The sequence below is a fragment of the Rhodanobacter sp. LX-99 genome, from assembly GCF_018599185.1.
Taxonomy (GTDB): domain Bacteria; phylum Pseudomonadota; class Gammaproteobacteria; order Xanthomonadales; family Rhodanobacteraceae; genus Rhodanobacter.
This window is the reverse complement of record NZ_JAHFVL010000003.1, coordinates 409,166-433,759: the sequence shown is the minus strand read 5'-3', so window position 1 is coordinate 433,759 and position 24,594 is coordinate 409,166. Positions and strand designations below refer to the sequence as shown.

General features: G+C 68.0%; 16 protein-coding genes. 6 read left to right on the top strand and 10 right to left on the bottom strand.

The features are described 5' to 3' along the window. Positions 1-24: 24 nt before the first annotated feature. The 5 genes from KK131_RS16090 to KK131_RS16070 form a co-directional block, all read right to left on the bottom strand. Positions 25-1,995: a M1 family metallopeptidase gene (locus KK131_RS16090; protein WP_214557726.1), complete on the bottom strand. Its 1,971-nt coding sequence runs from the start codon at positions 1,993-1,995 to the stop codon at positions 25-27. Positions 1,996-2,020: 25 nt separating this feature from the next. Beyond that, a complete protein-coding gene (locus tag KK131_RS16085; RefSeq protein WP_214557725.1) occupies positions 2,021-3,247 on the bottom strand; it encodes an AGE family epimerase/isomerase in 1,227 nt (408 codons plus the stop codon). Further along, positions 3,244-4,224: a carbohydrate kinase gene (locus tag KK131_RS16080; RefSeq protein WP_214557724.1), complete on the bottom strand. Its 981-nt coding sequence runs from the start codon at positions 4,222-4,224 to the stop codon at positions 3,244-3,246. Before KK131_RS16080 ends, KK131_RS16085 begins: the two co-directional genes overlap by 4 nt. Before the next feature lie 2 nt (positions 4,225-4,226). Next, positions 4,227-5,483 carry an L-fucose:H+ symporter permease gene (fucP, locus tag KK131_RS16075; protein WP_214557868.1) on the bottom strand — a complete coding sequence of 419 codons (1,257 nt, stop codon included), beginning with the start codon at positions 5,481-5,483 and terminating at the stop codon, positions 4,227-4,229. 99 nt (positions 5,484-5,582) lie between these two features. Then, the gene (locus KK131_RS16070) at positions 5,583-6,635 is read right to left on the bottom strand and encodes a LacI family DNA-binding transcriptional regulator (RefSeq protein WP_214557723.1); all 1,053 of its coding nucleotides are present in this window, start codon (positions 6,633-6,635) and stop codon (positions 5,583-5,585) included. A 186-nt stretch (positions 6,636-6,821) separates the two neighbouring features. Here KK131_RS16070 and KK131_RS16065 point away from each other — a divergent pair, with 186 nt between their 5' ends. The 6 genes from KK131_RS16065 (at position 6,822) to KK131_RS16040 (ending at position 15,739) form a co-directional block, all read left to right on the top strand. Then, positions 6,822-9,119, top strand: a complete 2,298-nt coding sequence (locus tag KK131_RS16065) for a GH92 family glycosyl hydrolase (RefSeq protein WP_250887366.1) — start codon at positions 6,822-6,824, stop codon at positions 9,117-9,119. A 93-nt stretch (positions 9,120-9,212) separates the two neighbouring features. Further along, positions 9,213-10,994, top strand: coding sequence for an ATP-binding protein (locus KK131_RS16060; RefSeq protein WP_214557721.1), 1,782 nt, complete (start codon positions 9,213-9,215; stop codon positions 10,992-10,994). Between the two features lie 9 nt (positions 10,995-11,003). Then, entirely contained in the window at positions 11,004-11,450 is a 447-nt protein-coding gene (locus KK131_RS16055) for a response regulator (RefSeq protein WP_214557720.1), read from the top strand. Between the two features lie 94 nt (positions 11,451-11,544). Next, the gene (locus KK131_RS16050) at positions 11,545-13,113 is read left to right on the top strand and encodes a response regulator (RefSeq protein WP_250887365.1); all 1,569 of its coding nucleotides are present in this window, start codon (positions 11,545-11,547) and stop codon (positions 13,111-13,113) included. A 32-nt stretch (positions 13,114-13,145) separates the two neighbouring features. Beyond that, positions 13,146-14,471, top strand: a complete 1,326-nt coding sequence (locus KK131_RS16045) for an FtsX-like permease family protein (RefSeq protein ID WP_214557719.1) — start codon at positions 13,146-13,148, stop codon at positions 14,469-14,471. Continuing rightward, positions 14,468-15,739, top strand: a complete 1,272-nt coding sequence (locus KK131_RS16040) for an FtsX-like permease family protein (protein ID WP_214557718.1) — start codon at positions 14,468-14,470, stop codon at positions 15,737-15,739. The genes KK131_RS16045 and KK131_RS16040 overlap by 4 nt, the downstream gene beginning before the upstream one ends. A 288-nt stretch (positions 15,740-16,027) precedes the next feature. Here the strand turns inward: KK131_RS16040 and KK131_RS16035 are convergent, their stop codons facing one another. From KK131_RS16035 to KK131_RS16015, 5 genes are all read right to left on the bottom strand, one after another. Continuing rightward, the gene (locus KK131_RS16035; RefSeq protein WP_214557717.1) at positions 16,028-17,413 is read right to left on the bottom strand and encodes a sigma-54 dependent transcriptional regulator; all 1,386 of its coding nucleotides are present in this window, start codon (positions 17,411-17,413) and stop codon (positions 16,028-16,030) included. 63 nt (positions 17,414-17,476) lie between these two features. After that, the gene (locus tag KK131_RS16030; protein WP_250887334.1) at positions 17,477-18,565 is read right to left on the bottom strand and encodes an alpha/beta hydrolase; all 1,089 of its coding nucleotides are present in this window, start codon (positions 18,563-18,565) and stop codon (positions 17,477-17,479) included. 38 nt (positions 18,566-18,603) lie between these two features. Further along, a complete protein-coding gene (locus KK131_RS16025) occupies positions 18,604-20,880 on the bottom strand; it encodes a glycoside hydrolase family 65 protein (RefSeq protein ID WP_250887333.1) in 2,277 nt (758 codons plus the stop codon). Between the two features lie 72 nt (positions 20,881-20,952). Then, positions 20,953-23,202 (bottom strand): glycosyl hydrolase family 65 protein, encoded by a 2,250-nt coding sequence (locus tag KK131_RS16020; RefSeq protein WP_214557716.1) that lies wholly within the window; start codon positions 23,200-23,202, stop codon positions 20,953-20,955. Positions 23,203-23,273: 71 nt separating this feature from the next. Beyond that, positions 23,274-24,539 carry an MFS transporter gene (locus KK131_RS16015; RefSeq protein WP_250887332.1) on the bottom strand — a complete coding sequence of 422 codons (1,266 nt, stop codon included), beginning with the start codon at positions 24,537-24,539 and terminating at the stop codon, positions 23,274-23,276. Positions 24,540-24,594 lie beyond the last annotated feature (55 nt).

Sequence of the window (24,594 nt, the reverse complement as noted above, 5' to 3'; positions counted from 1 at the left end):
AAACGGTTATTTCGAGGTTTCCGGCTACTTCACCTGCAGTGTGTTGTTGCCGCGATTGCGGTCCGGCAGCGCGTGCGCCGGATCGATGGTGGCCGATACCAGCTTGCGCGCGCCGGCCACGTGGATGACGTAGCTGCGGTGCTGCTGCCAGGTTTCCACCGGCACGCGGATGTCCTGCTTGCTGCCGTCGTCGTAGAGCACCTGCAGCGTGGCCGGCAGCACCAGCTGGTCGAGGTTGGCTACGGTGACGTCGGCGCCCTTGCGGTAGTCGCCATCGGTGTAGGCGACCTTCTGCACGGCCAGGTCGAGCTGCCAGTTGTGTTCGTACCAGCCGCGCCAGAACCAGCCCAGGTCCTCGCCGGTGTCGCTTTCCATGAAGCGGAAGAAGTCCGACGGGCTGGGGTGCTTGTACGCCCAGGTGGCGATGTAGCGGCGGAACGCCGGGTCGAAGCGTTCCGGCCCGATGATCTGCTCGCGCAGCAGCACCAGGCCGAACGCGCCCTTGAAATAGCTGATCGGGTGGCGGTACTTCTCCGGCGTCATGTCGGCGCCGTTGAGCGGCGCGGGCGCGGCAGGATCGGCCAGCACGGCGGCGATCTCGTCGGCCGGGTTGCCGCCGCCGGGCGCGTATTCGCTGTCGCGCTTGGGCGCGTATTCGCCGTGGTTGAAGGCGTCGTCCTCGTAGACGTCGATGAAGGTGTTGAAGCCCTCGTCCATCCACGCGTCGCGGCGCTCGTTGCTGCCCACGATCATCGGGAACCAGCTGTGCCCGATCTCGTGTGCGATCACCATGTGCAGGTTCTTGCCCTTGGCCAGCTTGTGGTCGAAGGTGATGCCCGGGTATTCCATGCCGCCGGCGGTGCCGGCCTCGTTGATCGCTACCGGCCACGGGTAGGGATACCACTGCTTCGAGAAGTACTCGGTGGAGGCCTTGAGGTATTCGGTGGCGCGGCCCCAGGCTTCCTTGCCGCCGCTTTCGGCGGGATAGACCGACATCGCCAGCGCAGTCCTGCCCTCGGGCAGGTTGATCCGTGCGGCGTCCCACACGAACGCTTTCGAGGCGCCGAACGCCACGTCGCGGGTGTTGTGCATGCGGAAGTGCCAGGTCAGCGTGCCGCTCTGTTTCGGACGGCTGGACGGCTGGGTGACTTCCTCCGCCGTGCGGATCATCACGGTGGCGTCGCTGTGGCGCGCCTGCTCCAGCCGCTGCCGTTCGGTTTTCGTCAGCACCTCGTCGGGGTTCACCAGCTCGCCGGAGCCGGCCACGATCATGTCCCACGGCACGGTGACGGCGTAGTCGAAATCGCCGTATTCCAGGTAGAACTCGCTGTTGAGGTAGGGTGCGGTGTCCCACCCGCGCAGGTCGTCGTACACGGCCATGCGCGGGTACCACTGCGCGATCTCGAAGATCTCGCCGTTCTTGCTGGGATTGACGTCGGTGCGCCCGCCGAATTCGCCGGGCACGGTGTAGCTCCACGCGACGTGCAGGCGCAGGCTGCCGCCGTTGCCCTTCAGCGCCGCGGGCAGCTGCACCTGCATGCGCGTGTCGGAAACCACCCATTTCACCGGCTGCCTGCCCCCGTGCGCGTCGTCCACTTCGACCGAGGCGATCTCGTAGCCGTCGGTGAACTCGGCGGGGAACTTGCTGGTGAACGCACCGCGGGCGTCGCGGCGATAGCGGTTCTGGTCGAGCTGCAGCCACAGCACGTCGAGCGCGTCGGGGCTGTGGTTGGTGTAGCTGATCACCTCGCTGCCGCGCAGCTGCCGCGTGGCTGGATCGAGCGTGGCGGTGATCGTGTAGTCGGCGCGGTTCTGCCAGAACAGCGGGCCGGGCTTGCCGCTGGCCGAGCGATACGCGGTGGCCGGCTGCGGGTAGCTGTACGGGGCGAAGGCCTGCAGCGGGTCGAAGCGCGCCGTGGCGCTGTCGGCGGCGAACGCGGGCGCGGCCAGCAGGGTGGCGGCCGTGATGGCGAGGGAAATCGCTGACTTCATCATGCAGTGCCTTGGGGAGAGTGGTGGATCACGGCTGGCCGCCGGCGCGCAACAGCGCCAGCACTTCGTGGCAGGCGCCCATGGTGTGGTAGTCGGTCTTGCCGGCTGGGCTCTTCTCGTCGCTGTACTTGCGGTTGTCGCGGCTGAGGATGCGGTACCAGGCGCCGTGGCGGTGATCGACGAGATGCTGCCACGCGTACGCCCACAATTTCCCGTACCAATCGTCATGGACGGGCTCGCCGGTGCGCGCGTGCAGCAGCGCGGCGGCGGCCAGCGATTCGGCCTGCACCCAGAAGTACTTGTCGTCGTCGCAGACGCTGCCGTCGGGCGCGAAGCCGTAGCAGATGCCGCCGTACTCGCTGTCCCAGGCGCGCGCCAGCGCGGTGTCGAACAGCTGCCGCGCGGTGGGCAGCAGCCAGTCCTCGTCGTAGCCGCGCGCGCGCAGCAGCGGCTCCATGATCAGCAGCAGCTTGGCCCATTCGGTCTGGTGGCCGGGCTGGAAGCCCCACGGGCGAAACAGGTGCTTCGGATCGTCGCGGTGGTAGTTCCAGTCGATGGCCCAGTCGCGGTCGTAGTGTTCCCACACCAGCCCGCCGGCCAGCGCCGCCTGGCGGCGGGTCATGTGGTCGGCGAGGGTGTACGCGCGGTCGAGGTAGCGCGGTTCGTCGCTGGCCTGGTAGGCGGCCAGCATCGCCTCGCACATGTGCATGTTCGCGTTCTGGCCGCGGTAGTCGCTGAAGTGCCAGTTCGCATCGGCCTCGTCGCGGTACAGCCCGGCGTCGGCGTCCCAGAAGCGCTGCTCCAGCAGGCCCCAGGTTTCGTCCATCCAGGCAGCGGCCTCGGCGATGCCGGCCTTGCGCGCGCTGGCGTAGGCGAGCAGCACGAAGGCCACGCCGTAGGCATGGTTGGTGCGGTCATCCGGCTGCTCGTCGCGGATCGTCCAGGCGTAGCCGCCGGTGTACGGGTCGCGATGCACTTCGCGCAGGTAGCGCAGGCCGTGGCGGGCCGCTTCGAGGTATTCACTGTTGGAAGCCGCGGCGCTGCCGAATTCGATCGCCGCCATCGCGTAGTTGAAGACGAAGCGGGTGCTGCTGACCAGGTGCCGGTGGCTGCGGTCGTAGATCGTGCCGTCGTCGCGGAAGTAGTGGAAGAAGCCGCCTTCCGGGTCGATCGCATGCGGGTGGTAGAACGCCATCGTCTGCGCGATGTGCCCGCGCAGGAAGTCGGCGGAGCGGAAGTCGGGGGCGCTGCTCATGCCTGCCGTTCCATGAAGGCCAGCACCTCGTCGCCGTGCGGCATCGCGGCGAACGAGCCCTGGCGGGTGACGGTGAGGGCGCCGCAGGCGGCGGCAAAGCGCAGCATCGCGTGCAGGCGCGGCAATTCGGTGACCAGCCGTTCGAGCCGTTCGGCGCCGGTCGGGAGTTCGGCCAGGCAGCACAGCAGGCCGCCCATGAAGGCGTCGCCGGCGGCGGTGGCATCGACCATGTCGACCGTGTAGCCGGGCAGTTCGCCTTCTGCGTCCGGGTGGAACCAGCGCAGCGGCCTGGCGCCGTCGGTCACCACCACCAGCCGGGTGCGGCCCAGCCACAGCCGGTCCAGTGCGGCCTGCTCGCCGTCCGGCGCCAGCCAGGCGAATTCCTCGGCGCTCAGCTTCACCACGTCGGCGAGGTGCAATGCCGGCCACAGCAGCGGGTGCGGATCGACATCGGCCGGCCACAGCGCGGGGCGCAGGTTGAGGTCGAAGCTGACCAGCGCACCGGCGCCGTGCGCGCGCTGCATGCCTTCGCGGGTGGTTGCGGCGAGCGCCGGGTCGGTCATGCTGTTCGAGCAGATGTGGAACACGGCGACGTCGCGGAAGGTGTCGGCGCGGAAGTCGGCCGGCCGGAACAGCAGGTCGGCGGTGTTGTCGCGGTAGAAGCTGAAGCTGCGTTCGCCATGCGCATCCAGGGTGACGAAGGCCAGCGCGCTGTTCGCCGTATCGGTGCGCACGACATCGGCGGTGCCGACGCCGGCCTGCTGCAGGCTGTCGAACAGGAAGTCGCCGAAGCGATCGCGCGCGAGCATGCCGGCGAAGCGGGCGTGCCCGCCGAGCCGCGCGGCGGCCACCGCCACGTTGGCCGGCGCGCCGCCGGCGAACGGCGTGAAGCGCGCGGCGAAGCCACGCCCGTCGAGGCCGTCGGCGTGCAGGTCGATCAGTGCCTCGCCGAAGCACAGGATGGGTCGCGTGGGCATGCTCAGTGGTTCCCGCCGGTGTCCGGCGCCGCGATGCCGCGGATGCGCGAGCCGCTGAGGCCATAGAACACGATGTACAGGTAGCACAGCAACGGCAGGAAGAACGCGTGCTGCAGGCCGATGTGATCGGCGAACACGCCCTGCACGTAGGGAACGATCGCGCCGCCCACGATGGCCATGATCAGCAGGCTGGACGCCTTGCTGGTCATCGGCCCGAGCCGCTCGATGCCGAGCGCGAAGATGGTGGGGAACATGATCGAGTTGAACAGGCCGATCGCGATGATGCTGTACATCGCCAGGCCGCCGCTGCTCAGCATGGTGGTCAGCACCAGCAGCGCGTTGATCGCGGCGAACAGGGCGAGCAGCTTGCGCGGCGAGAACTTCGCCATCAGTGCGGAACCGACGAAGCGGCCGACCATCGCGCCGCCCCAGTACCACGACACGTAATGCGCGGCCTGCTGCTCGCTGATGTGGCCGATCTCCGGCATCGACAGGTAGTTGACCATGAAGCTGCCGATCGCCACCTCCGCGCCGACGTAGAAGAAGATGCCGAGCACGCCGAACAGCACGTGCGGGTGGCGCAGCACCTCGACGAAGCCGTGGCGGTCGTGATCGCCCTTGTCGGTGGCCTCGGTCAGTGCGGGCAGGCGGAACAGCCATACGAAGATCGCCAGCAGGAACAGCACCACGGCCAGCCCGATGTACGGGAACTGCACCGCCTGCGCCTGCTGGGTGTCGTAGAGCAGGCGCTGCGCCGGTTCCAGCGCGGCCAGCTCGTCCGGAGTCTTCACCACGTTGGACAGGATCAGCAGGCCGCCGAACAGCGGCGCCAGCGTGGTGCCCAGCGAATTCAGCGCCTGCGCCAGGGTCAGCCGGCTGGAGCTGGTCTTTTCCGGACCGAGCAGCGCCACGTACGGGTTGGCCGCCACCTGCAGCACGGTGATGCCGGTGGCCAGCACGAACAGCGCGCCGAGGAACGCCGGGTACAGGTGCAGGCTGGCCGCCGGCCAGAAGCCGAGCGCGCCGACGCCGGCGATCGCCAGTCCGGCGACGATGCCCTTCTTGTAGCCGAGCGCGGCGATCAGCCGGCCGGCCGGCATCGCCATCAGGAAGTACGCGCCGAAGAAGGTGAACTGCACCAGGATCGCCTGGGCGTAGTTGAGCTGGAAGATCGACTTCAGGTGCGGGATCAGGATGTCGTTGAGGCAGGTCAGGAAGCCCCACATGAAGAAGATGGTGGTGAGTACGCCCATCGCCATCGGGTAGTCGGTGTAACGCTCGCCATGTGCGGGCGAGCCGGGCGTCGGTGACGGAACTTGGGCGAAGGCCATGTGGATTCCCCGGAGAGTGTGGTGTGGTCAGGCGGTGGGTGGTGGGCAGCTGCTTTCGCGAACGATCAGTTGTACCGGTGCCACGGTCCGGTGGCTGGCGGCCTGTGGCTGCTGCAGGCGCTGCAGCACCAGTTGCGCCGCCTGCTGGCCGCGCTCGCGCGGCGCGACCGACAAGGTGGTGAGCGGCGGCATGCCGAGCGCCGCCTCGGCGATGTCGTCGAAGCCGGTCAGCGCGAAGTCCCGGCCAGGGCGCAGGCCGCGCTGGTTGAGGCCGAGCATCAGGCCCAGCGCGACCGCGTCGTTGTAGCAGACCGCCGCGGTGGGGACGAGCGCACCGGCGAACAGGGCGGGCGCGTGGTGGGCGGCGTCCAGTCGGGTCGGTGCGCATTCGATGCGCCAGTACGGTTCGGTGCGCAGCCCGGCCGTGTGCATGGCCTCGACGTAGCCGGCGTGGCGCTGCCGGCACGAGCTGGAATCGTGATGGCCGCCGAAGAACGCGATGTGCCGGTGGCCGCGGGCGATCAGGTGTTCGGTGGCCAGGCGGGCGCCGTGCTGGTTGTCCAGCATCAGCTGGTCCCAGTGCGCGAATTCGGGCAGCGTGCCGCCCAGTTCGCGGTTGAACAGCAGCAGCGGCACGTGCCGCCCGACCACGGCCAGCACGTCGTGCGCCTTGCTGTGCTCGGCCGGCGACAGGATGATCCCGGCCGGGCCGTGCTCCAGCAGCGAACCCAGCACCGCCTGCTCGCGCGCGGGCGACTCGCCGGTGCAGCCGAGCAGGGTGACGAAGCCGGCGGCGGCCAATGTCTCGTCCACGCCGGCGGCGAATTCAGCGAAGAACGGATTGGCCAGGTCGTTCAGCACCAGCGCGATGCTGGTCGAGGTGCGCCGACGCAGGTTCGCCGCGGCACGGTTGTAGACGTAGCCCTGCCGGCGCAGTTCCTCCTCGACCCGGGCACGGGTGAGCTTGTTCACCAGCGGACTGCCGCGCAGCACCAGCGACACCGTGGCGCGCGACACGCCGCAGCCGGCGGCGATGTCGTTCAGGGTCACCTTGCGCCCGACAGGGGTATGGCTCGGCATGCAGTTTCACCAGGTTAGAACGATCCAAATGTAACTTACCAAGACTGTTGGGCACGTCGCGGCGCAACATGCCTTGTCCGGCAGCGGATGTTAGCGTGCCGCTTTGGATCGTTCCAACCGGGCGAAATCGAGATGACTATCCGACGCTGTGGTGTGCTTCCCCGCCTGCTGGCTGCCGCGGTCGGCATGGCAGCGCTGGCACCTGCCGGCGCGCATGCCGGTACCCGTGCGGACGGCCACGCCGCGGCGGTCGATCCGCGCATCGGTACCGGCGGCGACGGCCATACCTTTCCCGGCGCCACCGTGCCGTTCGGGATGATCCAGCTGTCGCCGGATGCCGCGATGCCGGATTTCAAGCACGCCTACAAGTGGGCCGCCGGCTACCAGTATGGCGACAGCAGCATCCTGGGTTTTTCGCACACGCACTTCTCCGGCTCCGGCCATTCGGACCTGGGCGACGTGCTGGTGATGCCGATCGCCGGCGACGTGCGGCTGGAGCCGGGTGACCCGGCCAGGCCGGGCAGCGGCTACCGCTCGCGTTTCTCGCACGACAGCGAAGTGGTGCAGGCCGGCTACTACGCGGTGACGCTGGGCGACTACGGCGTGCGCGCCGAACTCACCGCCGGGCGCCGGATCGGCTGGCACCGCTATACCTTCCCGGCCGGCAAGCCGGCCCACGTGCTGCTGGACCTGCGCCCGAGCATCTACGACTACGCCGGCAAGGTGCTGTGGTCGAGCCTGCGCGTGCACGACGACGGTACCGTCACCGGTTGCCGCACCACCCGCGGCTGGGCGCCGGGGCGGGAGCTGTGCTTCGCCATGCGTTTTTCGCAGCCGATGACCTCGCGCGAGCTGCTCAACCGCGAGACCGACGTCACCTACAAGGGCTTCAAGGGGCCGGGCAACCAGGCCGAGGATCGCGATGCGCAGGACGGCCGCGCGCTGGTCGGCGTGTTCGACTTCGGCAAGCTGAAGCAGCCGCTGGAGGTGAAGGTGGCGATCTCGCCGGTGAGCGAGGCGAATGCGGTCGCCAACCTGGACAAGGACGGCGCGGGCTGGGATTTCGACGCGCGCCGCGCCGAGGCGAAAGCCGCCTGGGACCGGGCGCTGGCGGTGATCGACGTGGACGCGCCGAAGACCGCAAAGACGCAGTTCTACACCGCGCTATACCACGCCATGCTGTCGCCCACGCTCAGCATGGACGTCAACGGCGAGTACCGCGGGCCCGACCACGCGGTGCACCGCGCGGACGGCTTCGAGTTCCATTCGACCTGGTCGCTGTGGGACGTCTACCGCGCGCAGCAGCCGTTGATGGTCTTGCTGAATCCCGCGCGCAGCACCGATTTCATCCGCTCGCTGATCGCCGCGCGCGAGGCCAGCCCGTTCGGCATCCTGCCGGTGTGGGCGTACCAGGGGCTGGAGACCTGGTGCATGATCGGCTACCACGCGGTGCCGGTGATCGCCGACGCGTACGTCAAGGGCGTGCGCGGCTTCGATGCGGACAAGGCGCTTGAGGCGATGGTGGCCAGCGCCACCTACGCGCCGTACGGCGACCTGGCCGACTACATGAAGCTCGGCTACGTGCCGATCGACAAGGAGCCCGAAGGCGCCTCGAAGACGCTGGAATACGCCTACGACGACTGGTCGCTGGCGCAGATGGCGAAGGCGATGGGCAAGACCGGCGTCGCCGTCACCTTCGGCAAGCGGGCGGCGAACTGGCGTCATGCATGGGATCCGAAAACCGGCTTCATGCGTGCGCGGCTGAGCGACGGCACGTTCCGCGAGCCGTTCGATCCGGAAGCCGCCGGCTACGGCAGCGACTACACCGAGGGCAACGCCTGGCAGTACTCGTGGTACGTGCCGCAGGACGTGGCCGGGCTGATCGCCGCGATGGGCGGCGACGCGAAGTTCGTGGCCAGGCTCGATGCGCTGTTCGATGCCAAGGTCGACCCGTCGCACTTCAAGCACGTCGAGGACATCACCGGCCTGATCGGCTGGTACGCGCACGGCAACGAGCCCAGCCACCACATCGCCTATCTCTACGACTACGCCGGCGCGCCATGGAAGACGCAAGCCAGGCTGAAGCAGATCATGGACAGCCAGTACGCACCGCGCCCCGACGGCCTGAGCGGCAACGACGACCTCGGCCAGATGTCGGCCTGGTACGTGTTCACCGCGCTGGGCTTCTATCCGGTGACGCCGGGCAGCGACGAGTACGCGATCGGCCGGCCGTTCGTGTCGCGTGCCGCGATCCACCTGGGCCACGGCCGCACATTCACGATCACCGCGTCGCCGCTGGACGACGCGCATCCCTACGTCGGCGCGGTGACCCTGAATGGCAAGCCGCTGCAGCGCACGTACCTGCGCCACGGCGAAATCGTGGCCGGCGGCGAACTGCATTTCACCATGCAGGCCGAGCCGAACCGGGAGTGGGGCCGTGCGGCGGCGGACCGGGCGGCCGCGATGAGCCATTACGGTGGATGATCGGCGCCCGCGCGATCCGGGCGAGGCGCGGATGAAACATGCCAGAATGCGGCGGGAACCCTCCATCGTGGGTCTGCCGATGCGGCGAGCGGGATGAAAACCGGAAGCATTATTCGCTGGCGTACCGCCGGCCTGCTGCTGGCGATGCTGATCATCGTCGGCCTGCCGTATGTCGTCACGCTGCAGGGGTCGCGCGATACGGAGCGGGCCACCGAGTGGGTGACCCGTTCGACCGAAGTGAAGTCGCTGGCCTACCGGGTTGCCTATGTCGTGCACGACAGCGAGGCTGCGACTTACCGGTTGCTGGCAGGCGACGTGAACGAGGCCACGTATGCGCGCGCCGAGCAGGTCGTCAAGGAAGTGCCGCCGCTGCTGCAGCAGCTGCGCCGGATGACGCGCAACAACCCCGACCAGCAGACCCTGATGGGCTCGCTGGTCAGCAGCGTCAACGGCCGTGTCACCCTGATGAACCAGGCGCTGGCCAGGCTGCGGCAGGGCGATCCGGGCGGTGCCCGGCAGTCGCTGCGTGACGCCGACGACCTGTTCGGGATGAATGCGCAAATCGCCAGCATCGTGCAGATCGAGGACGGCCTGCTGAAGCAGCGCCAGGCGGAGGCTACGCGGCAATCGCTCGATGGACGCATCGTGCTTTCGATCACCGCGCTGGCGCAGATCCTTCTGCTGACCATCATCGTGATCGCTTCCGAGCGGCAGATCGGCCGGCGCCAGCTGGCCGAGACCCGCGAGGGCCGTGCGGTAATGCGTTCGCAGATGATCTTCCAGGCGGTACGCGAGCCGATCGCGCTGTTCGACGAGCACCTGAACAGCCTGCTGGTGAACAACGCCTTCAGCGAGCTGTACGGGATGGACCCGGGGCAGCGCTCCCAACCGCTGGTGCGGATCGGCGAAGGCGCCTGGAACGACAGCGTGCTGCTGCAGCGCCTGAACGACGTGCTGCTGCGCGATCGTGAGCTGTGGGACTACGAACTGGTCCAGCGCACTGTCGACGGAATCGATCGGCACCTGGTGATCAATGCACGCCGGCTGCAGCAGCACGACGGCGGCGCGCCGGCGCTGCTGCTGACAGTCAGCGACGTCACCACGCGTGCGCTGGCCGAGCAGCAGGTGAACGAACTCAATCGCCAGCTGGAAGGCAAGGTCACGCAGATCTCCGACGTCAACCGCGAACTGGAGGCGTTCAGTTATTCGGTGTCGCACGACCTGCGCGCGCCGTTGCGCCATGTCGCCGGGTTCGCGCGCAAGCTGGAGCAGCACCTGGGCGACCAGGTCGACGAGAAATCCGGCCACTACATCGAGGTGATCGCCAGTTCGGCGCAGCGCATGGCCGTGCTGATCGACGACCTGCTGGTGTTTTCGCGGCTCGGCCGCGGTGCGTTGCGGCTGCAGGCGGTGGATATGCAGTCGCTGGTCGACGAGGCCCGCGCGCTGGCCGAATCGGGCGTGTCGGATCGGCGTATCGTCTGGACCATCGCGCCGTTGCCGATGGTGATCGGCGATGAGAACATGCTGCGCACGGTCTGGCAGAACCTGCTCGGCAACGCGGTGAAGTACACCGGGCACTGCGAGGTGGCGCGCATCGCGGTGAGCGTGCAGCAGGGGCGCAACGGCGACTACGAATTCACGGTAAGCGACAACGGTGCGGGGTTCGACATGCAGTATGCGGACAAGTTGTTCGGCGTGTTCCAGCGCCTGCACCGCGCTTCGGAATTCCCGGGCAACGGGATCGGGCTGGCCAACGTGCGGCGGATCGTGGCGCGCCACGGCGGTCGCGTCTGGGCCGAGGCCGAGCCGGGGCGCGGTGCCCATTTCCATTTTTCGCTGCCGGCCACCGACGCGGCCGGCGCACGCACCTGAGAGCCAAGCATGAACAAGAAAGACCTGCGTACCATCCTGCTGGTCGAAGACAGCCTGGCCGACGCCGAGATGGCGATGGACGCGCTCGGCGAGGCGCACCTGGCCAACCCGGTGGTGCACGTGGAAGACGGCGTGGAATGCATGGACTATCTCCACTGCCGCGGTGCGTGGGCTTCGCGCGACCCGGGCGACCCGGCGGTGGTGCTGCTGGACATCAAGATGCCGCGCATGAACGGGCTGGACGTGCTGACCGCGATGCGCGCCGACGAGAAGCTGCGGCGGATCCCGGTGGTGATCCTGTCGTCCTCGCGCGAGGAAAGCGATCTGGCGCGCAGCTGGGACCTGGGCGCCAATGCCTACGTGATCAAGCCGGTCGACGTGGACCAGTTCTTCGATGCGGTGCGCACGCTGGGACAGTTCTGGGCGGTGCTCAACCAGGCGCCCGAACAGGAATGAACGAACGACGAGGCAAGGGGACACAGTGATCCGTGCAGTCCGCAGGTTGTTTGCGAGCGCCGGGAACGATGCAGGAGCAGCGGCGGTGAACCACATGCCAAACCGGCAATCACGGGCGATGCCGATCATTCGGGTGCTGCAGGTCGAAGACAGCCAGCTCGACGCCGAGCTGGTGCTGGCCGAACTGGATGCGGACCACATCAGCTACGAAGTACGCCTGGTCGACGACGAGGCGAGCTTCCTCGCCGCGCTGGCCGAGTTCAGGCCGCACATCGTGCTGTCGGATCTCAGCATGCCCGGCTTTTCCGGCCAGCATGCGCTCGACCTGCTGCGCCAGCGCGACGAGGACCTGCCGTTCATCTTCGTCTCCGCCACGCTGGGCGAGGAGGCGGCGATCGAGGCGCTGCGCAACGGCGCCACCGACTACATCCTGAAGCAGAACCCGGCCCGGCTGGCCAGCGCGGTGCGCCGCGCGCTGAGCGAGGCCGAAGCGCGCCGGGCCAGCCGCCGCTCCGAGGCGGAGCTGATCCGCGCGCAGCGTTTCGAGAGCCTGGCGATGCTCGCCGGCGGCTTGAGCCACGACCTGCGCAACCTGCTGCAGCCGCTGCTGCTGGCCGGCGACAGCCTGCAGGATTACCAGGACGACCCGCGCCTGGCGCGGCTGGGCAAGCTGGTGCGCGACTGCGGCAAGCGCGGCCTGGACATGGTGCACTCGATGCTGTCGTTCGCGCGCGGAGCGCGCCGCGCGGAGCAGGTGCGGCTGGGCGCGCTGTTCAGCGCGTTCGGCCTGCTGATGCAGGGCAGCGTGCCGCGCGCGGTGTCGATGGAACTGGTCATCGACGACCCCGAGCTGTCGTTCGAGGGCAACCACACCGAACTGCAGCAATGCCTGCTCAACCTGTGCCTGAACGCGATCCAGGCCATGCCGGACGGCGGCCATCTGCGCGTCGAGGCGGCGCAGACGCCCTTGGCGGCGGACTTCTTCCTGCCGGAGCAGCAGTCGCGGCCGGGCCGCTACCTGTGCATCAGCGTGATCGACGATGGCCCCGGCATGGATCAGGCCGTGCTCGATCAGATATTCGAGCCGTTCTTCACCACCAAGGAGGGCGGCACCGGGCTCGGCCTGCTGTCGTGCAAGCGGATCGTCGACAGCCATGGCGGCGTGATGCGGGTGGACAGCGAGCCGGGCCGCGGCACCCGCTTCGACCTGTATTTCCCGCTGGAGGAAGCGGTGGCGGACGGCGATCGACTGGACGATGGCGACGACCTGGAAGGCGCCGCCGAACGCGTGCTGGTAGTGGTGGAAGAGGCCGGCCAGCTGTCCCTGCTGGCCGACACGCTGGACGCCTACGGTTACCAGGCGCATGCCAGCCAGAGCGGTACCGCCGCGCTGCAGTGGATCGAGGCCGGCGGCCTGCCCGACCTGGTGGTGCTGGATGCGGACATGAACCTGTTCACCGGCGTGCGCACGCTGGCCGCGCTGATCGAGCAGGGCTACAGCGGCGCGGTGATCCTGCTGGCGCGCCCCGGCGCCGTGCCGGACCTGCACGAATTGCCACCGCTGGAACACCTCTACGTGATCGACAAGCCGGTCACCACCCAGGTGCTGCTGCGCACCTTGCGCAAGGCGTTGGATGCGGCCGGCAACGCGGCCGATGCGTGAGCCGCGCGGATACGACGACCGGGAGGACAGGGATGTTCGCGTACTACCTTGATCTGGCCTTGCGCAGCTTCCGCCGCAGCAAGGCGCTGACCGCGCTGGTGGTGGTGCTGATGGGCTGCGGCGTCGCCACCTGCATGGTCAGCTTCGCGGTGTTTCGCGCTGCCGCGGCCGACCCGATCCCGTGGAAGTCGAACCAGCTGTTCGTGCCGCAGATTGACAACTTCGGGCCGGCGCACAACTGGAAGGGCGAGCCACCGCAGCTCCTCAGCTACACCGACGCCGTGGCGTTGCTGCACGCGCGCCAGGCGCGGCGGCAGGTGTTGATCTACGGCAGCAAGTGGACGGTATTGCCGGGTGACGCGCAACACCTGCCGTCTTCGCAGGAGGGCGACGCGGTCAGCCACGACTTCTTCGCGATGTTCGATGCGCCGTTCCGTTACGGCGGTGGCTGGTCGGCCAGCGACGACGATCAACGCGCCGCGGTAGTGGTGATCAGCAGCGCGCTCAACCGGAAGCTGTTCGGCGGCGCCGACAGCGTGGGCCGCGAGATCAACCTGGACACGCACAACTATCGCATCGTCGGCGTGCTGGACGACTGGAATCCCAGCCCGCGCTTCTTCGATGTGAGCAGCACGTGGTATCCCTTCAGCCATCCGCGGCAGCTCTACGTTCCGTTCAGTCGCGCCATCGACTTGCAGAAAGCTGCCAGCACCAACTTCTATTGCAGCACAAACTCGGTCGATTCTTACCTGCCGAATTGGGACAGCATCCTGCGCAGTGAATGCGCGTGGATCGCCGCATGGGTGGAGCTGCCCCAGCGCGCTGACGTGGAGCATTACCGCGACTGGTTGCGCAACTACGCGGCCGAACAGCAACGCTTCGGCCGCTTTACCTGGCCGCCGAACGTGCGCCTGTCCGATGTTGGGCAGTGGCTGCACATGATGAAAGTAGTGCCGAAGACATCGGCGCTGTCGCTGATCGTCTCGGTGAGTTTTTTGCTGATCTGCCTCGTCAACGTGGTCGGCCTGATGCTGGCCCGTTTCATGCGGCGCGCGCCGGAGATCGGCGTGCGCCGCGCGTTGGGTGCGTCGCGCGGGGCGATCTATCGCCAGTTCCTGACCGAGGCGGCGGCGATCGGGTTGGCTGGTGGCGTGCTGGGCCTGCTGCTGACGGCGCTGGGCATGGCCGGCATCATCAAAGTGTTCGAGCCGGAGATCGCCCGGCTGGCGCGGCTGGATGCGTCGCTGTTCCTGCTGACCGTGCTGGTCGCGGTGGCTGCCAGCTTGATCGCCGCGCTGTATCCCACCTGGCGCGCCGCCCAGGTGCAGCCGGCGTGGCAGTTGAAGTCGAACGGATGAACACGGCCATGCAGATACGCCCGATCCTCGCCGCGCTGCGCCGGCACAAGATGGCCACGCTGCTGATCGTGCTGCAGATCGCGCTGACCCTGGCGGTGGTCAGCAACGCGCTGTTCATCGTCAAGACGCGGATGGTTCACCTGTCTCGCCCGAGCGGCACCGACGAGGCGCACCTGTTCGCGATCAGGAACGAGTGGATCGGCCAGCCGGACGCGCGGCACATCGATGCGCAGATGCGCGCCGACCTAGCGACCTTGCGCAACCTACCGGGCGTGCGCAACGCGTTCGCCAGCCAGGCCTATCCGATGGAGGAAGGCGGCGGCGGGCTGGTAAGCATCAAGCATCAGATCGAGCAGACGACGAAGGCCCAACTGGCGCTTTCCTATTTAGCCGACGAGCACGCGCTGGACACGTTTGGGATCGCGCTGGTGGCCGGTCGCAATTTCCGCGCCGACGAAATCGCCAGCCTCGGCCCGTACGACAAATCGCAGCCGGCGGTGATCATCATCACGCGCGACCTGGCCCGCAAGCTTTTCCCCGACGGCGCGGCGGCGGTGGGCCAGCGCGTCTATCTCAGCGACGATGGCCCGAGCACGATCATCGGCATGGTCGATCGCCTGCAAGGCAGTTACGCGGGCAGCAGCGTGCGTTCGATCGATGAGGACACCGTCCTGGTGCCGGCGCGTTACGCCAGTGCCGACGACGGGGCGAGCTATGCCGGCGGTACGGTCTATCTGGTGCGCGCGCAACCGGGCCGACTCGCGGCGGTGCTGCGCGCGGCGCCGGCCGCACTGGTCGCGCAGAACCGCATGCGCGTGATCAGCCCGGAAGACGGCGTGGTTACACTGGCACAGGCACGTGCGAAGGCCTACGCCACAGATCGCGGCGTGGCGATCATGATGGCCGCGATGTGCGTGTTGCTGCTGCTGGCGACGGCTGGCGGCATCGTGAGCCTGAGCAGCTTCTGGGTCGGCCAGCGGCGTCGCTCGATCGGCGTGCGGCGTGCGCTGGGCGCGACGCGCGGCGACATCCTGCGCTACTTCCAGGCCGAAAACGCCCTGATCGTCGGCATCGGCGTGGTGCTGGGCGCGGCACTCGGCATCGCCGCGAACCTGTCGCTGATGACGCACTACGAACTGCCGCGGATGCCGCTATGGCTGCTCGGCGTCGGCGCGCTGCTGCTGTGGCTGCTTGGCCAGCTGGCCGTGCTCGGTCCGGCGCGGCGCGCCGCCGCCGTGCCGCCGGTGGAGGCGACGCGCTCGGTGTGAGGGCCATGTCGTGCGTCGAGTGTCGTCTCTGGTCGACCTGATTGGCTCGCGTCACCGATCAGCCGTTCGCCCCCGGATCAAGTCCGGGGCAGGCCCTGAGTCCTTCGGCAGGCTCAGGACAGGCTACGGCGCTTAGCGCCGCACGCGGGGAGCGGCCAAGGATGGCCGCTGTTTCGAGGAGCGAGGAAGTCGAAGGGTATCGTCGTCGGGGTGCTTCGACTCCGCTTGCTGGCGCAAGCTACGCTCAGCACGAGCGGGTTCCATGAGCTGAGGGTCACACCCACCGGCTCAGTCGATGCCGAGCTTCTTCAGCTTGTAGCGCAGCGCGCGGAAGGTGATGCCGAGTTTGCGCGCGGCGGCGGTCTTGTTGTAGCGCGATTCTTCCAGCGCCTTGACGATCGCGGTGCGCTCGAGGTTGCTGATGTAGTCGTCGAGGCCGCCGTCGGCGCTGGCTGCGGCCGGTGGCTGCGGCGGCTGGCCCGGTGCCGCCGCTTCCTGGCTGGATCGCGCGCTGCGCTGGGGCAGCATCAGGTCGGCGGCTTCGATGGTGCTGCCGTCGCACATCGCCATCGCGCGTTCGAGGATGTTTTCCAGCTCGCGCACGTTGCCGGGGAATTCGTAGGCGTCCAGCGCGTCGCGGGCGGACGGCGACAGCTGGCCGACGCTTTCGCCGCTCTTGCCGGCCAGCGCCTTGAGGATGAACGCGGACAGCTGAGGCACGTCGCCGCGGCGCTCGCGCAACGGCGGCACGCGCAGTTCGATCACGTTGATGCGGTAGAACAGGTCCTGGCGGAACTGGCCCTGCTCGACCAGCTGGCCGAGGTTCTTGTGGGTGGCCGAGAGGATGCGCACGTCGACCGGGATCTCGTCGCGGCCGCCGATCGGGCGCACCGCTTTTTCCTGGATCGCGCGCAGCAGCTTCACCTGCATGTGCAGCGGCAGTTCGGCCACCTCGTCGAGGAACAGGGTGCCGCCCTGGGCGGCCTGGAACAGGCCTTCCTTGTCCACGCTGGCGCCGGTGAAACTGCCCTTGCGATGGCCGAAGAACTCGCTTTCCATCAGCTCGGACGGGATCGCGCCGCAGTTGACCGGCACGAACGGGCCGCTGGCGCGCGGGCCCTGCTCGTGGATCAGCCGGGCCACCAGTTCCTTGCCCACGCCGGATTCGCCGGCGATGTAGACCGGCGCCTGGTTGCGCGCCAGCTTGCCGATGGTGGAGCGCACCTGTTGCATCGCCGCGGAATCGCCGATCAGGCGGTCGCCGGAATCGCCGGTTTTCGCCGCCGCGCCGCCGTTGCGTTTTTCCTCGGCCAGGCGCAGCGCGGTGCGCACCAATCCGCGCAGCATCTGGATGTCGACCGGCTTGGAGACGAAATCGAACGCACCGGCCTTCAGCGCGTTCACCGCGGCGTCGACGTTGCCGTAGGCGGTGATCATCGCCACCGGCATGTCCGGATGGTTGGCGGCGATCAGCTCGATCACCTCCTGGCCATTGCCGTCGGGCAGCCGCATGTCGGTGAAGCACAGGTCGTAGCTGCGTTCGGCCAGTGCGCGGCGTGCCTCGCCGACGGTACCCACGGCGTCGACCTGCAGGTCCATCCGTCCCAGCGTGATGGTCAGCAGTTCGCGGATGTCGCGTTCGTCGTCAATGACCAGGACGGTCTGTGGATTCATGGCACGGCGCGTGGCTGTCGATGCGACAGAGAATACCCGGCCCCGCGCTGCGGGGCAAAGAGCCTAGCGTCCGAGCCGGCTATCGAAGAAGCGCACCATCACGGCATACGCCTCGCGCGATTCGGGCATTTCCGGGTCCGAGAAGAACGAATGCCACATGCCGTCCCAGACATGCAGCTCGGCGTCCACCCCGGCCGCGGCCAGCAGGGCCTGGCTGTGCAGGATCGAGCTCAGGGTGAAATCGCGGCTGCCGGTGATCAGCAGGGTCGGCGGGAATTTCGCCAGCAACGCGGGCGAGTTGGCCGGGAATACCAGCGGATCGCTGGCCCTGGCGCCCCTGAAGTACGGCAGGTCGGCCAGCTTGAACGGTCCGGCGGGCGGCGGGTCGCCGCTCAGCACGGGCGCCACGTAGGCGGAATCGCCGCCGAGGTCGCTGATCGAGCCGCAGAAGGTGCCGATCGCTCCCGGTACCGGCAGCTTGTGGGTGATGATCCGCGCCACCGCCTCGCCGGTGAGCACGCCGCCGGCGGAGCAGCCGTAGATGCCGATGTTCTTCGCCGGGTACTGCCTGAGCAGGGCGCGGTAGACCGCCTCGACGTCCTCGCTGGCGGCGGGGAACACGTGTTCCGGCCCCTGCCGGTAGTCCACGCTGACGACCTTGATCCGGCCCAGGCTGGCCAGCGGGATCGCCTCCACCAGCCCGCCGCTGTGCGCACCCCACAGGAAGGCGCCGCCGTGCAGGTTGATCAGCACCCGGTGCCGCTGCCCCGCGGCGATGCCCTGCGCCGGCAGCACCACGTCGGTGGGCACGCCGCCGATGGTCTCGGCGTGGATCTTCACCGGGTAGAGTTTCTGCATGCGCTTGGCGCGATCGGTGTTGATCCCGTCGTAGTAGGCGCGGCTGGCGGCGATCGAACCGATGCCCGGCGCGTGCCGGCTCTGTTCGAGCATCCGCTGGAACTGCTGCTGCGCCTCGGGCGACGCATAGGCCGAGTACGGCACGACGAAGGCAGGCATGCTCGCGTTGCCGCGGCCGTCGACGCCGGGCCGCTGCGCCTGCGCGAACGCCGCGGCGCCGAACCTGCCGGTGCAGGGCAGGCCGGCGCAGAACAGGACGGTTCGCATCAGCCGTTGGGCGCACGTTGCGGACATGGTCTTTCTCCTCGTCGATGCGGGTGGCGCTGGCGGTTCTAGAGTGCGTGGCGGACCAGTTCCGGCTTGCCGTCGGCCGTACGGCGGACCGTGATGTCGTAGTGGCGGCCGCGCAAGCTGACGTGCTTCAGCGTGAACGACTTCCACGGCGGCGGCAGCACCGGCACGTACGCCTCGACCAGTCCGCCCTGTTCGAGGCGCAGGCCGGTGAAGCCGTAGAGGATGTTCTGCAGCAGGCCGCCCGAGGCGGTCAGGAAATAGCCGGTGTTGTTGCTGGCGGTCTCGGTGCGCACGTTGAACGGCGGCTTCAGCACGTGGGTGGTGAGGTTGCGCTGGAACCACGCGCCGGCCGTCTTCGCGTCGCCCAGCGTGGCGGCGGCGATCGACACGGGCGAAAGCCCCATGCTGTTCGGCTCCTGCCGCGACCGTTCGATCAGCCCCATCGCGTAGTCGAAATCGTTGCGGCGCACCTCGGCGCTCATCGGCAGGTCCAGCGAGGGATAGGCGAGCGCCGGCAGGGCGGTGTCGCCCCAGGCGTCGATGTCGTGCGCCACGCTTTCGTCGAAATCGAGATGGTGTCCGTCCTTCGCCGAGAACGGGATGTGCAGGTGCGCGGCGACATCGGCCCAGTGCGGGTCCGGCTTTGCGCCGACGACGGCCGCGGCAGCCGCGGCGATGTTCAGCGCCTTGCGCGCCGAGGCGTTGGTGAACGTGTCGTTCGGTACGTCGTTATAGGCCTCCAGCACCGAGGTGACGTGGTGGATCTCGTAGCGGTGTTTGCCTGCCACCCAGGTCGCGCGGCTGGCCCAGAAATCCGCCACGTCGCGGATCACCGGCCAGCCGTAGCGGGCCAGCCATTGGCGATCGCCGGTGGCCAGGTAGTACTGCCATTGCGCGATGGCGACGTCGGCATTGACGTGGATCTCGCGCTCGCCGAGCACGTAGGCCATGTGCGGCGTCTGCTCGCTGCCGTTCTGCGGATCGGCCTCCCACGGGAACATCGCGCCGCGCAGGCCGCGTGCCTGCGCACGCGCTTCGGCGGCCGGCAAGGTGCGCGAGCGGAACACCACCAGCGATTTCGCCCGCTGCGGATGCAGCAGCAACAGCGCGGGAAAGACCCAGGTGTCGCTGTCCCAGAACACGTGGCCGGCATAGCCGGGCGTCATGCCGCAGCCACCGGTCGCCCAGGCGGTGTCGGGGCTGACGTTGGACAGCAGGTAATAGAGATCGGAATGGACGATCCGCTGCGCCTGCGGATCGCCGTCGATGCGGATGTCCGATGTCCAGAGTTCGCTCCAGGCATGGCGGTGCGCGTCGAGCAGGCGCTCGAAGCCGGCCGTGCGCGCGGCCGTGGCCAGCGCGCGATCCTGCTTCGCATCACCACCCCAGCCCGCGCGCGACAACGCGACGAACTTGGTGAAGGTGTAGGTCTGTCCCTTGCGCACTTTCGCGGTGAGATTCAGCGCCAGCCGATAGCGGCTCCGGTACACCCGCAGGTCGGTGGGCTGCAGGCCCGCGGGCAGATCGATCGCGGCTGCCTCGGCCATGGACAGGCCTTGCTCGGCATGGCCGTCCAGCCACAGCGTGCGGTCGGCCGTGTCGCCGTCGGCTGCCGTGACATGCGTGTCGCCGTGGTACCAGAGGACCGCACGGTCGGGCGTGGCCGGTGCGATCGGTTCGAGTTTCAGGTTGTGCGCCGCCACCGCCTCCTGCATTTCGTCACCGCTCAGGTGCGCCAGCGGGAAGCGCGGCTGATGCGGCGCCCACAGGTTCAGCGCGAACGACAGCTGCACTTCGCCGTCGAACTCCGGCGTGATCGACAACCGGGTCGCGGCGAGGTGGGGCGAGGCCTGGCTGACGAAGCTCGTCACCTCGATGCGCGTGGCGCGGCCATGGTCGAGGTAGCGATAGCGCGTGGTGAGCGTGCCGTCGTACATATTCAGCTGCTGCTGGTAGTCCTGGAACACGGCCGGGTCCAGCGCGGCCTGGTTGAGCCAGAAGTGGCCGGCCGGCGAGTTGCCCGTGCTGTAGTCGATCTCGCTCCAGCCGGGCACCGCGGCGGGACGCGCGATATCGCCCTGCGCGTAGTCCATGAACGCGACCACGTAGGCGAGGTTGCCTTCGGTGCCGCGCGGCGCGGTCAGCGTCGACAGGTAACCGTTGCCGAGCTGGCCGGGAAAGTAGCTGGCGAAGTCCTTCGCGGTGGCCGTCAGCAGGAAGCTGGGATCGGTCGCGGCCCGCGCACCGACGGCACTGCCGAGGCCGATGACGGCGAGTGCCGCGAGGTGCCACCGTCGACGGGATGCACATTTCATCTCGGCCTCCCAGCCTTGCCGGTCGTTGCTGGCCGCACCCGGTCCATCCGGGTGCGGCATGGTGGCGACGTTTCAGATCGTCGTGCGGGTCAACTTCGCCTTGCCGTCGGCTCCGCGGTCGATGCGGATGTCGTAGAGCTTGCCGCGGAACGTGACGCGCCTGAGCGTCAGCGACTTCCATCCCGGCGGCAGCACCGGCGCATACGCTTCGGCCAGGCCGTCGTCCTCGATGCGCAGGCCGCTGAGGCCGTAGACGAAGCTCTGCACGAAGCCGGCCGAAGTCGCGAGGATGTAGCCCGCGTTGTTGGCGACGGTTTCCGTGCGCACGTTGAACGGCGGCTTCAGGAAGCCGACCAGGTTGCGCTGGATCCATTCGCCGGCGGCCTTGCTGTCGCCCAGCTCGGCGGCGCCGACGGCGAGCATCACCATCATCATTTCGTTGGGATCGTCGCCATGCACTTTCAGTTCGTGCAACTGGAACGCGAAGTCGTTGCGACGCACCTGCGGCGACATCGGCAGGTCCAGGTTCGGATACATCAGCCAGGCCAGCGACGAGCCCATCCAGGTGATCTTGTCGTGCGGCACCGAAGCGTCGAAGTCGAGATGGCGCTGGTTGGCGTCGTCGAACGGGATGTACATCTTCGCGGCAATCGCGGCCCATTGCGGATCGGGCGCGGCGCCGACGAGCTTCGCGGCCTTGATCGCGATCTGCAGCGACTTGCGTGCGGCGGCATTGGTGAACGAGTCGTTCGGCACGTCGTCGTAGGCCTCGTCGGGCGAGGTGACGTGATGGATCTCGTAGCGGTCCTGCGCCTTGTCGTAGGTGACCCGGCTGGCCCAGAACTGCGCGATCTCGCGGATCACCGGCCAGCCATGCTGCTTCAGCCAGGCGTCGTCGCCGCTGGCGAGGTAGTACTGCCACTGCGCGATAGCGATGTCGGCATTGACGTGGATCTCGCGGAACACGCCGTAGGCGAAGTGCGGCGTGTGGTCGACGCCGGTTTCCGGATCGGCCTCCCACGGGTACATCGTGCCTTTCACGCCGTACTGTTTCGCCCGCTCGCGCGCGGGCTGCATGGTGCGTGCGCGGAACATCACGATCGGCTTGGCGCGTTCCGGATGCAGCAGGAGCAGGGCGGGGAACACCCACGAATCGCTGTCCCAGAAGGCGTGGCCGGCGTAGCCCGGGGTCAGCGCGCAGGCGCCCATCGGCCAGGCCGTGCCCACGGTGGAATTGGACAGCAGGTAGTACAGGTCCGAATGCACGGCGCGCTGCACGTCCGGATCGCCATCGACCACGATGTCGGATTTCCACAACTCGTGCCAGGCGGCCTGGTGTTCCGAGAGCAACGCGGCGAAGCCCTTCTTGCGCGCGTCCTTGGCCAGCGCCACATTGTCGCGGGCGTCGCCGCCCCAGTTCTGCCGCGACGCGGCGATGTACTTGGTGAAGACGTAGGTCTTGCCTTTCTGCACCCTGGCGGTGAAATTGAGCGACAGCTTGTACGGGCTTTTTTCCAGCTTCACGCTTTCGATCGCGAGGCCCGGCGGCAGCCCGATCGCGGCTGCCTCGGCCATCGTCAGGCCGTGTTCGGCGCGGCCGTCCAGCCACAGCGTCAGTTCCTTGGTGTCGCCGTCGCTGGCCAGTACGCGGGTGTAACCGGGGTACCACACGGCAGCGCGGTCGGGCGTCGGCACCGGCTTGTTGTCCAGCGTCTGGCCGCTGGCGATCACCGCGGCGATCATCTCGTCGCCGGTCATGCTGGCGATCGGGAAGCGCGGCTGATGTTCCGACCACAGCCGAATCGGAAAGGTCAGCTGCACCGAGCCGTCGAACTGCGGCGTGATGGACAGCTGCGTCGCCGCCAGGTGGTTCGAGGCCTGGCTGACGAACGTGGTGACCTTCACGTCGGTCGACTTGTTCGCGTAATCGAAGCGGTAGCGGGTCGACAGCGTGCCGTCGTGCATGTCCAGCGTCTGCGCGTAGTCGGCGAAGATCTTCTTGTCGATGCGGGTCGAATTGAGCCAGCCGCCGCCGGGGTTGTAGTCGATCTCGCTCCAGCCGGGGATCGCGGCGGGACGCGCGATGTCGCCGGGCTTGTAGTCCATGAACGCGACCATGTACGCGCGGTTGCCCTCGGTGCCGCGCACCGAGGTCATCGTGGAGAAATAGCCGTTGGCCAGGTAGCTGGGGAAATACGTGCCGAAGTTTTCAGACGTGCCGGTGAGCAGGAAACTGGGATCGGTGGCGGCGCGGGAGCCGGCGCTGGCGAGCAGCAGGCCGAGCGCGATGCCGGGAAGCAGGTGGTGGCGTAGCGAGATCATCTCGACATGGCTCCTCGGGTCAGGGGTGGGGCGGCGGCCGGCGTGCCGTCCGAGTCGTGCCGGCCGAGGTCTCACGGAAGTGCCTCAGCCGGCGGTATCGCCGGGACGGCGGCGCGGTCGGTCTCGCGCTTGAAGAAGAACAGCGTGACCAGGATCAGGGTCATCGGCAGCAGCGAGAAATAGAACGCGTGGATGCCGTCGAAGCTGGCGAACACCCGCGCCGTGATGTACGAACCCATGGTGCCGCCGAGCGCGGAGAACACCACGATCAGTCCGGTCATGGCCGCATGCATCGGCTTGGGCAGCGAGCTCAGCGCCACCGAATTGATCACCGGGTAGATCGGCGCCATCAGCAGGCCGAGCAGCGGGATAAGGTAAGCCGCAATCGGCGCGTTGAACCAGCCGACGTGCGGCTGCGCCACGACACCGCGTGCCAGGGGCAGCACCGCCATCACCAGCACGGCCATCGCCACCACGCATGCGTTGAGAAGCACGTGCCAGCGCACGCGCTTGAGCACGACGCCGGCGCCGATGCGGCCCAACGCGGTCATCCCGGCGAGGATGCTGGCGAACTGGATGCTCATGGCATTGGGCAGCTTCAGGATCTCGTTGTTGAAGGTGGGCAGCCAGGTGCCGAAACTCTGTTCGATCAGCACGTACAGGAACGCGGAGGCCAGGAACACGTACACCAGCGGCCGCACGAACAGCTGCAGCATCTCCAGCAGCGAGTCGGAGAACGAATTGTTGTGCCCGTGCGCATGCGCGGCGCTCTCGTCCAGCCGGCTGCCCGCCAGCAGCACGATCACCAGCGCGCAGGCGCCGGCCAGCAGCCAGTACACGTTGAACCACACGGGGTTGCCCGGGTGCAGCGGGTCGACGAACGCACTGAAGATCCAGTTGCCGCCGAGCACGCCGACCATGAACAGGCCTTCGATGGTGTTGGTCAGCCGCGAATGGGCGATGCGGTCCGTGGTGAGCAGGCCGATGGAGGAATACACGCAGACCTTGGCCATCGCAAAGCCGATGCCCACACAGGCGAACAGCAGCCGCGTGGTGAGGAAGGTGGGATAGAGCGGCATCAGCAGGCAGGCGCCGCCGACGATGGCGAGGGCCAGCATCATCGAGCGCCGGTAGCCGAACATCGGCAGGAACGAGGCGACCAGGAACGAGGTGAACGCGATCGTGAGGTCCTTGTAGCGCTCCAGTGCGCTGGCCTCGGGCTTGTCGATGCCGAACGTGGCGATCGACTGCAGGATCACCGTGCCGACGCTGTTGAGCAGGATCGCGAAGATCATGTAGATCAGTGCCAGCGCGACGATCATGCGGATTCGGTTCATGTCACCCCCTGGACGGCGTGTGCGACTTCAGGAAAAGCGCGGTCCGGGCCGCTCT